The sequence below is a fragment of the Limnohabitans sp. genome, from assembly GCF_031539105.1.
In the GTDB taxonomy this organism is placed as follows: Bacteria; Pseudomonadota; Gammaproteobacteria; order Burkholderiales; family Burkholderiaceae_C; genus Limnohabitans.
Genome location: NZ_JAVKLM010000003.1, coordinates 23,960 through 35,818 on the forward strand (window position 1 = coordinate 23,960; position 11,859 = coordinate 35,818).

Sequence of the window (11,859 nt, forward strand, 5' to 3'; positions counted from 1 at the left end):
ACTGCGATGCGTGATTTGTCTGGGCACACCCCCATGATGCAGCAGTACTTGGGGCTCAAAGCTGACCACCCCGAGACGCTGTTGTTCTATCGCATGGGTGACTTTTATGAGTTGTTCTTTGCGGACGCTGAAAAGGTCACGCGCCTGCTCGACATCACGCTCACGCAACGCGGCCAATCCAACGGCGAGCCTGTGGTGATGGCAGGTGTGCCATTTCATTCACTCGAAACCTACCTCTCACGCCTGATCAAGCTCGGCGAATCCGTGGCGATTTGCGAGCAAGTGGGCGATGTGGGCGCCAGCAAAGGCCCCGTCGAGCGCAAAGTGGTGCGTGTGGTCACGCCGGGCACGCTGACCGACAGCGCCTTACTCAGCGACAAAACCGAAGCCTATGTGCTGGCGATTCACCAAAGCGACCGCCATGGTTGCGGCTTGGCGTGGCTCAGCGTCACACAAGGTTTAGTGCATTTGGCCGAGTGCGACACGGCAGAGTTGCCCAACTGGATTGCACGCGTAGCCCCCAGCGAAATCATCTACAGCGCCGAGGTCAGCCCTGCGTTTGAACAACAGCTGAAAAACTTCTGCAGCCATTTGGGCCTGCCCGCCCAAGTGCGCCCCGCGTTTCAGTTTGATGCCGCTTTGGGTGGCCGCAAGTTGCTGGAGCATTTGCAAGCGGCATCGCTCAATGCGTGGAACGCGCAAGACGTGGTGCAAGCCCACGCTGCTGCCGCTGCACTGCTGGCCTACGCTGAACACACCCAAGGTCGCGCCCTCACCCACGTGCACGGCGTGTACGTGGCGCGCAACGATGCGTTGATCGACCTGCCGCTCACCACCCGCCGCAACCTTGAGCTGACCCAAACACTGCGCGGCGAAGACTCGCCCACCCTGTTCTCGTTGCTCGACAGCTGCATGACGGGCATGGGCAGCCGCCAGCTAAAACACTGGCTGCTCTCGCCCGAACGCGATCGCACACAAGCCGAGCACCGTTTGGCCGCCATCGAAGCGCTGCAAGACAACCGCACGCAAAGCTACAAAGTGCTGCGCGACGCCCTCAAAGGCTCGGGCGATGTGCAGCGGATCAGCGCACGCGTGTCGCTGCGCCAAGTGCGTCCGCGTGAATTGGTATCGTTGGGCCAAGCGCTGCAAAAGGCGCTGCGCATTCAGCCGCTCATTCCCACCTTCTCGGCCTCGGCAAAGAGGGAGACAGAGCACTCTGCTGCGTGTCCCCCGCTGGCTTCGCCAGCTCCTCCTTTACCTCCGCAGAGCGCTCTGTCTCCCTCTTTGCTGGTGCAGATCGCCCAACATATGTGCGTACCGCCCGAATGCGGTGCATTGCTAGAACGCGCTTTGCTGCCCGAGCCCGCCGTCTTGGTGCGCGATGGTGGCGTCATCGGCCACGGCTATGACGCCGACTTGGACGAACTGCGCGCCATCCAAAACAACTGCGACGGCTTTTTGCTGGAGCTTGAAGCCCGCGAGCGCGAGCGCACAGGTATTGCCAATTTGCGTGTGCAGTTCAACAAGGTGCATGGCTTCTACATTGAAGTCACGCAAGGCCAGATCGACAAAGTGCCGGCCGACTACACGCGCCGCCAAACCTTGAAGAACGCCGAGCGCTTCATCACGCCGGAGCTGAAAGCCTTTGAGGACAAAGCCCTCAGTGCCCAAGAGCGCGCCTTGGCCCGCGAGAAGTTTTTGTTCGAGCAACTGCTCGACACCTTGCAGCCCTTTGTGCCCGCCCTCACTCGCTTGGCCCAAGCCGTGGCCACGCTCGACGCACTGTGCGCCTTGGCCGAACGCTCGCTCACGCTGGGCTGGTGTGCGCCTGAGTTTGTCAAAACACCATGCATCGAAATTGAGCAAGGCCGCCACCCCGTGGTGGAAGCTCGCTTGGCCGAAACGCATGGCGTGGTGGCTGGCGGCGCTGCCAAAACCTTCATTGCCAACGACACGCGTCTGGGCCATCTGCACCGCATGCAAGTCATCACCGGCCCCAACATGGGCGGTAAGTCGACCTACATGCGCCAAGTGGCCATCATCGTGTTGCTCGCCAGCATGGGTAGCCATGTGCCCGCCACGGCCTGCCGCTTAGGCCCGATTGACGCCATTCACACCCGGATTGGCGCGGCCGATGATTTGGCCAACGCGCAATCCACCTTCATGCTGGAAATGACCGAGGCCGCGCAAATCTTGCACGCCGCCACGCCGCACAGCTTGGTGTTGATGGATGAGATTGGCCGCGGCACGTCCACCTTCGACGGCTTGGCTTTGGCCAGCGGCATTGCCACGCACTTGCATGACAAGACCCAAGCTTTCACTCTGTTTGCCACGCACTACTTTGAACTCACCGAGTTCCCCGCCAAGCATCGCGCTGCGGTGAACGTGCATGTGAGCGCGGCCGAGAGTGGCGCAAGTATTGTGTTCTTGCACGAAATTCAGCCTGGCCCTGCCAGCCGCAGCTACGGTATCCAAGTAGCCCGCTTGGCTGGCATGCCTGGCGCGGTACTCAACCACGCCCGCCATGCCTTGGCCTCGCTCGAAGCGGGGGCCGATGCATCGAAGGTTCAAGTCGACCTCTTTGCGCCACCTCCGTTGCAAGACGATATGGGCCCCAGTCCGCTGCAAGCCAAGCTGGCCGAGATCGACCCCGACAAACTCAGTCCACGCGATGCGTTGGACGCCCTGTATCAACTGAAGAAACTCTTATGACCTACTGCGTCGGCATCAAACTCAAAGCGGGCCTCGTGTTCTTGTCTGACTCGCGTACCAACGCGGGTCTCGACCAAATCAGCACCTTCCGCAAAATGATCGTTTACGAGAAGCCGGGCGACCGCTTCATGGTGTTGTTGTCGGCGGGCAATTTGTCCATCTCGCAATCGGTGCGTGAGATCTTGCAAGTCGAGCAACTCAAAGACACGCCCGAGAGCGAACCCATCACCATCTGGAACGCCAAGAGCATGTTTGATGCCGTGCGCGTGTTGGGCGCAGCCATTCGCCGTGTGCATGAGCGTGATGCTGCCGCCCTCAAAGCCTCGGGCGTCGACTTCAATGTGTCGCTCATCTTTGGTGGACAAATTGCAGGCGAAGGCATGCGTTTGTTCCAGGTGTACTCACCCGGCAACTTCATCGAAGCCACGGCTGAAACGCCCTACTTCCAAATTGGCGAATCCAAATACGGCAAGCCCGTGCTCGATCGTGTGCTGCACCCCGACACCCCGCTAGACGAAGCCGCCAAGTGCGCGCTGGTGTCGATGGACTCCACCCTCAAATCCAACCTCTCGGTGGGTCTGCCGCTCGACATGGTGGTGTACGAAGCCGACAAGTTTGAAAGCGACAAAGTCGTGTGCATCGATGAGAACAATCCGTACTTCCAAATGATGCACAACACCTGGGGTGTCAAACTGCGCGAAGTGTTTGATGGCATTGACGACCCCGTTTGGGACGGCGCTGCCACCGCCACACCGCTATTGCAACCCGCACAACGCGTGCAAGCTTTGAAGAAAATTCAAACCCCAGACGACAAACTCATCTGAACGGCATGACACAACCGCTCATCGTTTTTTCGCACGGCAACAGCTTCCCCGCTTGCACCTACCGCGTCATGTTGGACGCGGTGCGTGCACGCGGCTTTCAGGTGGAAGCCGTGGACAAATTTGGCCATGACCCGCGCTACCCCGTCACCGACAACTGGCCGCACTTGGTGCAGCAACTGACCGACTTTGCCACGCCCTTGACGGCGCAAAACGGCCCCGTGTTTTTGGTGGGCCATTCATTGGGCGGCATCCTCAGCATGATGGTGGCCGCTAAGCACCCTGAGCTGGTGCGCGGCGTGGTGCTGCTGGACTCGCCCATGCTGGGTGGCTGGAAAGCCAAACTACTCAAAGTGGGCAAGCGCGTGCCCGGTGCAGAGGCCTTTTCGCCCGCGGCCATCAGCCGCAAACGCCGCACCACTTGGGCCAGCGAGGCCGAAGTGCTGGTCCACTTTCAAAGCAAAAAAGCCTTTGCCAAATGGGACCCACAAGTGCTGCAAGACTATGTGACCTACGGCACGCACGACGAGCAAACCACCCAAGGCAAACGCCGCGTGCTGAGCTTTGACCGCGACATCGAGAGCGCTATTTACAACAGCCTGCCCGACCATTTGGAAACCTACTTCAAACGCCACCCGCTCAAATGCAAAGCCGCCCTTATAGGCGGCCTGCAATCGCGTGAATTGAAACAAGTGGGCTTAGATTTCAGCCGTCGCGTCACGCATGGGCGCGTGATGAAAATTGATGGCACGCATCTGTTTCCGATGGAGCATCCGTTGGTGGCGGCGGCGGCTGTGGAAACGGCGCTGTTGAATTTGATGGGCTAAGCCGCCCAAGTCACCGTGCCGGTCCACGCGGTGGCCAACACCACCACGCCAAACACGATGCGATACCAAGCAAATGGAATGAAACTGTGGCTGGCGATGTAACGCAGCAACCAACGCACACAAATCCACGCGCTGATGAATGAGAACACCAAGCCCACGGCAAACACGGGCGCATCGGCCATGCTCAGCAGCTCGCGTTCTTTGTAAAGGCTATACGCACCCGCGCCAATGAGCGTCGGAATCGCCAAGTAAAACGAAAAGTCTGTGGCTGCTTTGCGCGACAAGCCGAGCAACATGCCGCCAATGATGGTGGCACCGCTGCGGCTGGTGCCGGGAATCATGGCCAAGCACTGCACCAAGCCGACTTTCAAAGCGTCGATGGGCGACATGGCTTCCACCGTTTCAATGCGCGCAGGCTCAACGACTGGTTCTTCTTCGCCCGCAGACTTGGCACGGCCCCAGCCTTCGGCCCACAAGATGATGAAGCCACCAATAATGAAAGTGCTGGCCACCACCGTGGGCGTGAACAAATGTGCTTTGATGAACTTACCAAACAACAAGCCAAGCACAACCGCGGGCACAAAGGCGATAAACACATTCAAAGCAAAGCGCCGCGCGTCGACTTGCGTGGGCAAGGCCACCACGGTGCTGGAAATCTTTTGCCAGTAAACAATGATCACGGCAAAGATCGCGCCGGTCTGGATGGCGATGTCAAACACCTTGGCCTTGTCATCATCCATGCCTAGCAACGCGCCAGCCAAGATCAGGTGACCTGTCGATGAAATGGGCAAAAACTCGGTCAATCCTTCGACCACGCCCATCACGGCGGCTTTGAGCAACAAAACGATGTCCATACAACTCCTTAAACTTACTCAATTATCGAGGGTATGCCCGCCTAAAATCACCGCATGACGAAACCCGCCACCCCCGCGACAGAACAAGACAACAAGCCCAGCAACTTTTTGCGCCAAATCATCGAGAACGATTTGGCCCAAGGCACTTACGCCAGCCGCCGCTGGGCGGGTAGCCCCGGTGACGCAGCGCACCACGCCAAAGGCCAACCAGACCCCGCCAAGATTCGCACGCGTTTTCCGCCAGAGCCCAACGGCTACTTGCATGTGGGCCATGCCAAAAGCATTTGCATCAACTTCGGTTTGGCGCGTGACTACGGTGGCGTGTGCCACCTGCGCTTTGACGACACCAACCCCGAAAAAGAAGACACCGAATACGTCAACAGCATCATCGATGCAGTGCAGTGGCTGGGTTTTAGCTGGAGCCAACCGGGCAACGACAAAGCCTACCAAGCAAGCGACTACTTCGATTTCATGTACCGCGCAGCCGAGGCCTTGATTGAAGTTGGCCATGCCTACGTGGACGAACAAACGCCAGAAGAAATGCGCGTCAACCGTGGCGACTTTTCTAAGCCCGGCGTGAACAGCCCTTTCCGCGCGCGTACCACCGCTGAAAACCTTGCACGGTTTCGCGACATGCGCGATGGCAAGCTGGCCGATGGTGCAGCCGTGCTGCGCGCCAAGATTGACATGGCCTCGCCCAACATCAACCTGCGCGACCCGGCCATCTACCGCATTCGCCGCGCCACACACCACAACACGGGCGACACCTGGTGCATTTACCCGATGTACACCTTTGCCCACCCCATCGAAGACGCGCTGGAGCAAATCACCCACAGCATTTGCACGCTGGAGTTTGAAGACCAACGCCCGTTTTACGACTGGTTGATGGACCGCCTATGCGAATGCAAGCTGCTGGCCGCACCATCGCCTAAGCAATACGAGTTCTCGCGCCTCAACCTCACCTACGTCATCACCAGCAAACGCAAGCTCGCGCAACTGGTGAATGAGGGAAAGGTCAACGGCTGGGACGACCCCCGCATGCCCACCATCGTGGGCCTACGCCGCCGTGGGTACACACCTGAAAGTCTGCAACTGTTTGCCGAACGCATTGGCGTGACCAAGAGCGACAGCTGGATTGACTATCAAACCCTTGAAGGCTGCCTGCGCGAAAGCCTAGAAAACACCGCACACCGCGCCATGGCTGTGCTTGACCCCGTCAAACTCGTGCTCACCAACTGGGACGAAGTGATGGGTGCGGGCCACCTAGAGCCCTGCACACAACCTGCGCTGCCACCAGCACCGCAAGGTGCTGCTACTGATGCCCAGGATGAAGGCCCTGTGCCCACACGCCATTTCAAAATTGGCAAAGAAGTGTGGATTGAGCGTGACGACTTTTCAGAGGAACCACCCAAAGGCTACAAACGCCTTTATCCGCCCCGGCCAGGCGCGGATGGCCAACTGCTTCCCGGCAACAAAGTGCGCCTCAAAGGCGGCTACGTCATCGAGTGCACGGGTTGCACCAAAGATGCAAATGGTGTGATCACCGAAGTACAAGCCACTGTCATCCCCGACACCAAGAGCGGCACACCTGGTAGCGCCACCGTCAAAGCGAGCGCCGCCATCACCTGGGTGGGTGTGAACGACGGCTTGCAGGCTGAAGTGCGCCTGTATGACCGCTTGTTCACTGACGCACAACCCGATGCAGGTGGCAAAGACTTCCTTGCCGCCCTCAACCCCGACAGCCTGAAAGTGGTGACCGCGTATGTGGAGCCGACACTGGCCCACGTGCCCGCAGGTGCGCACTTTCAGTTTGAACGCCACGGCTACTTTGTGACCGACCGTGTGGAACATGCGGGGGGTAAGTTGGTGTTTAACAAGATCACGGGACTGAAAGACACTTGGGCTAAATAAAGGTCGTCCATGAATATCAGCACCCTTTCTGAACTGCGCAAACTCTATGGCCACGCCAACGAACGCTCGGTCAAGAAAGAGATACCTGAACTCGACCAACATGCGATTCATTTCATTGGCCTATCGCCTTTCGTGGTGTTGGCAAGTGGTGGTGCTGATGGTCGGATGGATTCATCACCCAGAGGTGGTGACGCTGGTTTCGTGAAAGTTCGTGATGCGCACACGCTGCTCATTCCAGATGCACCGGGCAACAACCGACTCGACACACTTGAAAACATTGTTGCCACTGGCCATTTGGGCTTGCTATTTTTAGTGCCCGGATTTGACGAAACTTTGCGAATCAATGGCCGTGCCGTGCTGTCAACTGCTCCAGAAGATTTAGCCTTTTGCGCAAATGAAAGACGCACACCTGTGTTGGCGATTCGCGTCAGCGTGGATTCGGTCTATCTTCATTGCGCCAAGGCCTTGATGCGCTCAAAACTCTGGGACACCGAGCAACGTATCGAGAGAAGTCAAATGCCCACGATGGGTGAAATGCTGCGCGACCAAGTGCGCCAATTCAAAAACGAAGACATCGATGTGGAGCCACAAGCCCAAATGTTGGCACGTTATCGACAATCGCTATAAGACTTCAAGTTGTGCCAGTGCTTCTATCCATGAAGCGGTCAACAACATCTTGGATATCCCGCCAAGCCTTACTTTTTCTCAACGGGATTGGCCGTCAACAAATTAGCCGCATAAGCCCGCATAAACTCTCGCGCTTTCTCGGGGCGCGTGTTGAGCCATGCGTCATATGCGCCTTCGCCCAAGATGACGGGCATGCGTTTTTCGTTGCCGTTTTGTTGGTAGCGGTGCAGCAAGGCGTGGCTATTAGCATTCACCGTCAGCAGCGTGAAGCTGATGATTTCTGTACCGTCTTTGGCCCACCGCTCCCAAATGCCCGCCACGCCCATGGGCTTGCCGTCCACTCGTGTGATGCGCGTGGGCACAGCTTTGCCACTGCGCCAGTCGTCTTCAAAAAACGCCATCATGGGCACGATGCAGCGCTGACCTGCCAGCCACGCATCGCGAAAGTTGTTCGACGTGGTGACGGTTTCCGAACGGGCATTGACCATCTTGGTCGAGCGCAGCTTGGCGTCGGATGCCGACTTGACCCACTGGGGCACAAAACCAAACTGGCCTACGGCTAGTTCGCGCACCGGCGCTGTAAGCGCATTTTCATCAGGCTTTGCAGCAGAGGCCGCGCCTTCAGACGCAGACGCAGGCACATTGCGCACAAACACGCCCAACTTGCGCGGCCACAGGTCGCGCTCAAAGGCAATTTCGGGGGCTGCCACATCAAAGGCATCGGGGTACATCGCGGCGTTTTGCACGCTTTCAAAATGGGCAGTCATGCAGCCATGGTAGCCGCGTGAGCCAAAGCCCAGCCCCGAGGCTGATACGCTCTAGCCTTCGTTCGCTTTTCATGTGCCATGCTGATTCGTTTTAACAAGCCCTACGGCGTACTAAGCCAGTTCACCCCCGAGGGGAAATGGCGCGGCCTGAAAGACTTCATCGCCCTGCCCGGCGTGTACGTGGCGGGCCGTTTAGACGCCGACAGCGAAGGCCTGCTGCTGCTCACCGACGACGGCCAGCTGCAAGCCCGCATTGCCGACCCGCGCTACAAGATGGAAAAAACTTACCTCGCGCAAGTCGAAGGCATCGCCGATGAGGCCGCACTGCAAGCCCTGTGCAACGGCGTGATGCTCAACGACGGCATGACCCTGCCAGCCCGCGCCCGCGCCGCAGAAGCCCCCGCTTACCTGTGGGAGCGCGACCCGCCCATTCGTGTGCGACAAGCCTTGCCCACCTCGTGGATAGAGCTCACCATCCGCGAAGGTCGCAACCGCCAAGTGCGCCGCATGACCGCCGCTGTGGGCCTGCCGACGCTACGTCTGATACGCACCCACATCGGCCCCTACAACGTGATGGACTTGCCTTTGGGAACTTGGCAACAGACTGAACTACCATTCCCCCATCTCACTCCGAGATAACTACAAAGAAGGTGATATGGCCAAAGGCGAACAACACAGCAAAAAAATGACAAAGAAGCCTAAAAAGGACACGTCACCTCCCAAGACTTCCGTCTCGGACCGCCCCAACCCACCCACGACTTACGTCGCACCACGCGGCAAAATTAAGCCCAAGTAATGCCTGCTGCCGCTCTCGCTGCTGTTGCCCTTTTACGCACTGCACTCGCCGACTTGCGCAGCAATCCCAGCGGCGACCGTGCATTTATTCAAGCTGCGCGTTCGCAACAAGTTTTGTTCAAAGCCCTGCCGCCTAAGTTTGAACAGGTGTGGCTTGAGCTGGTGGACCGGCTGGAATCAAGTGCTTTGTTCAGCGAAGAAAGCTGCTCTTTCAGCCAAACCGATTTGCTAGACAACCTTGCGCTGGTGCTGGACAAAGCTGAAACGACATTGACTGCCTTGAATCAAACACCTAAGCATGACTGCACCTGATCACTTTCAAATCTTCACCGTCAAGGTGGAGCCTGCTGACCTGCAATACGACGTCGAGGGTGATCTCACCCTGCTAGAGGCCGCTGAAATGTCGCGCATCGAGCTGCCCAGCTCTTGCCGCAATGGCACCTGCCGCACCTGCGTGTGCCGCCTCGTGAGTGGTGAGGTGACTTACACCATCGACTGGCCAGGCCTGAGCGCCGAAGAAAAAACCGAAGGCTATGTGTTGCCTTGCGTGGCTCGCCCCACTTCAAATGTGGTGCTGGAGCAAACACAGGCTCGCGCCACATAAACACACCGTGACATGAATCCGATTTACGAAGACGAACACCTGCTGGTGTTTGAAAAACCCAGCGGTCTGCTCTCTGTACCAGGCCGTGGGCCTGAGAAACAAGACTGCTTGTCCAAACGCGTGCAAGACATTTACACCGACGCACTGGTGGTGCACCGCCTCGACCAAGACACCTCGGGCCTGATCGTGATGGCGCGTGGCATCGAGGCGCAGCGCCGGATCAGCCGATTGTTTGAAACGCGTCAGGTCAGCAAACGCTACATGGCTGTGGTGGCGAGCAACCCGTTGCTCACCCAGGCGCACGTGCCCACCAACGAAGAAGGTTGGCGAGCCATTGAGGGCAACATCCTGCTCGACTGGGAGCGTCGCCCCATTCACATCATTCACCCAGACGGCAAGCCCAGCCTCAGCCTGTGGCGCATGGTGGAAGCAGGCGACACCGCCAGCTTGATTGAGCTAGAGCCCTTCACCGGCCGCACCCACCAGCTGCGCGTGCACATGCAAAGCTTGGGGCACCCCATGCTGGGCGATTCACTCTATGCACCGCCCGATATCAAAGCGCTCACCCCGCGTCTGATGCTGCACGCGCAAGACATTGGGTTTCCACACCCGTTCACAGAAATACCCATGGCTTTCAGCGCTCCCGTGGCGTGGTCTGCGGCAAACCCCTATGTTTTAGGATCTGCGGCGTAAGACATCTGTAGCCCAAACGACGCAAACTCATTGGGTTCTAACTTTTATAACTGGAGACAAAAAATGCGTGAAGTAGTTGTGGTTAGCGGTGTTCGTACGGCAATTGGCACCTACGGCGGCAGCCTGAAAGACATTCCCCCCACCGAACTGGCCGCGCAAGTGGTGCGCGAGTCTTTGGCACGTGCCCACGTCGAAGGCAAAGACGTGGGCCATGTGGTGTTTGGCCATGTGGTGAACACCGAACCCAAAGACATGTACCTGTCTCGCGTGGCCGCCATCCAGGGTGGTTGCGCCGAAGGCACGCCTGCATTCAACGTGAATCGTTTGTGCGGTTCTGGCTTGCAAGCCATCGTGAGCGCCAGCCAAGCCATCATGCTGGGCGACTGCGACATCGCCATTGGCGGCGGCGCTGAAAACATGAGCCGTGGTCCTTATGCCTCTTTAAGCGCCCGCTGGGGTGCTCGTATGGGCGACACCAAGATGGTCGACATGGTGGTGGGCGCTTTGCACGACCCCTTCCAAAACATCCACATGGGCGTCACCGCTGAAAACGTGGCCGCCAAATTCGGCATCACCCGCGACATGCAAGACGCGGCAGCCGTTGAAAGCCACAACCGCGCCCAACGCGCCACCGAAGCGGGCTACTTCAAAGACCAAATCGTGCCCGTCATGCTCAAAAGCAAAAAAGGTGACGTGGCTTACGCCATCGACGAGCACATCCGTCACAACTGCAAGCTCGAAGACATGACCAAGTTGAAGCCCGTGTTCATCAAAGAAAACGGCACGGTCACTGCGGGTAACGCATCAGGCATCAACGACGCGGCTGCCGCTGTGGTGTTGATGGATGCCAAAACTGCGCAAGCACGCGGCGCAAAGCCATTGGCACGTTTGGTGTCGTATGCCCACACCGGCCTCGACCCAAAAATCATGGGCATGGGCCCTGTGTCGGCTTCTCGCCTCGCTTTGCAAAAGGCCGGCCTCACCACCAATGACATGGATGTGATTGAAGCCAACGAAGCCTTTGCTGCACAAGCTTGCGCCGTGAGCAAAGAGCTGGGCCTCGACCCCGCCAAAGTGAACCCCAACGGTTCTGGCATTTCTTTGGGTCACCCCATTGGTGCGACCGGCGCTTTGATTACAGTGAAGGCTCTGTACGAACTGCAACGCATCAACGGCAAGTACGCTTTGGTCACCATGTGTATTGGTGGCGGCCAAGGTATTGCAGCCATTTTTGAGCGTCTTTAAACC

Annotated in this window: 12 protein-coding genes; 10 read left to right on the plus strand and 2 right to left on the minus strand. The window is 58.2% G+C overall.

Annotation, left to right across the window (positions count from 1 at the left end; genetic code table 11):
• Positions 1-6: 6 nt before the first annotated feature.
• Genes mutS through RMR24_RS00225 form a run of 3 tightly spaced genes read left to right on the plus strand, consistent with a single transcriptional unit; the run spans position 7 to position 4,360 of the window.
• Complete coding sequence (gene mutS / locus RMR24_RS00215) at positions 7-2,712, plus strand: DNA mismatch repair protein MutS (RefSeq protein WP_310613077.1); 2,706 nt, start codon at positions 7-9, stop codon at positions 2,710-2,712.
• On the plus strand, positions 2,709-3,536 hold the full coding sequence (locus tag RMR24_RS00220; protein ID WP_310613078.1) for a proteasome-type protease: 828 nt from the start codon (positions 2,709-2,711) through the stop codon (positions 3,534-3,536). Before mutS ends, RMR24_RS00220 begins: the two co-directional genes overlap by 4 nt.
• Positions 3,537-3,541: 5 nt before the next feature.
• Entirely contained in the window at positions 3,542-4,360 is an 819-nt protein-coding gene (locus tag RMR24_RS00225) for an alpha/beta hydrolase (RefSeq protein ID WP_310613079.1), read from the plus strand.
• Here RMR24_RS00225 and RMR24_RS00230 read toward each other — a convergent pair.
• On the minus strand, positions 4,357-5,214 hold the full coding sequence (locus tag RMR24_RS00230) for an undecaprenyl-diphosphate phosphatase (protein ID WP_310613080.1): 858 nt from the start codon (positions 5,212-5,214) through the stop codon (positions 4,357-4,359). The genes RMR24_RS00225 and RMR24_RS00230 overlap by 4 nt on opposite strands.
• 54 nt (positions 5,215-5,268) lie before the next feature.
• On the opposite strand from RMR24_RS00230, the gene RMR24_RS00235 reads away from it, so the two are divergent.
• Together RMR24_RS00235 and RMR24_RS00240 are read left to right on the plus strand one after the other, a co-directional pair.
• On the plus strand, positions 5,269-7,125 hold the full coding sequence (locus tag RMR24_RS00235) for a glutamine--tRNA ligase/YqeY domain fusion protein (RefSeq protein WP_310613081.1): 1,857 nt from the start codon (positions 5,269-5,271) through the stop codon (positions 7,123-7,125).
• A gap of 9 nt (positions 7,126-7,134) precedes the next feature.
• Positions 7,135-7,752 carry a pyridoxamine 5'-phosphate oxidase family protein gene (locus RMR24_RS00240; protein ID WP_310613082.1) on the plus strand — a complete coding sequence of 206 codons (618 nt, stop codon included), beginning with the start codon at positions 7,135-7,137 and terminating at the stop codon, positions 7,750-7,752.
• 68 nt (positions 7,753-7,820) lie between these two features.
• Here the strand turns inward: RMR24_RS00240 and RMR24_RS00245 are convergent, their stop codons facing one another.
• Entirely contained in the window at positions 7,821-8,519 is a 699-nt protein-coding gene (locus RMR24_RS00245; RefSeq protein ID WP_310613083.1) for an SOS response-associated peptidase family protein, read from the minus strand.
• Positions 8,520-8,597: 78 nt separating this feature from the next.
• Between RMR24_RS00245 and RMR24_RS00250 the strand changes: the two genes are divergently transcribed.
• The 5 genes from RMR24_RS00250 to bktB all read left to right on the plus strand — a co-directional run bounded on the left by RMR24_RS00250 (position 8,598) and on the right by bktB (position 11,856).
• Complete coding sequence (locus RMR24_RS00250; RefSeq protein ID WP_310613084.1) at positions 8,598-9,158, plus strand: pseudouridine synthase; 561 nt, start codon at positions 8,598-8,600, stop codon at positions 9,156-9,158.
• A gap of 156 nt (positions 9,159-9,314) precedes the next feature.
• The gene (locus tag RMR24_RS00255) at positions 9,315-9,626 is read left to right on the plus strand and encodes a hypothetical protein (RefSeq protein WP_310613085.1); all 312 of its coding nucleotides are present in this window, start codon (positions 9,315-9,317) and stop codon (positions 9,624-9,626) included.
• Entirely contained in the window at positions 9,613-9,918 is a 306-nt protein-coding gene (locus RMR24_RS00260; protein WP_310613086.1) for a 2Fe-2S iron-sulfur cluster-binding protein, read from the plus strand. The genes RMR24_RS00255 and RMR24_RS00260 overlap by 14 nt, the downstream gene beginning before the upstream one ends.
• 12 nt (positions 9,919-9,930) lie before the next feature.
• A complete protein-coding gene (locus tag RMR24_RS00265) occupies positions 9,931-10,611 on the plus strand; it encodes an RluA family pseudouridine synthase (protein ID WP_310613087.1) in 681 nt (226 codons plus the stop codon).
• 63 nt (positions 10,612-10,674) lie between these two features.
• Positions 10,675-11,856, plus strand: coding sequence for a beta-ketothiolase BktB (bktB, locus tag RMR24_RS00270; protein ID WP_310613088.1), 1,182 nt, complete (start codon positions 10,675-10,677; stop codon positions 11,854-11,856).
• Positions 11,857-11,859 lie beyond the last annotated feature (3 nt).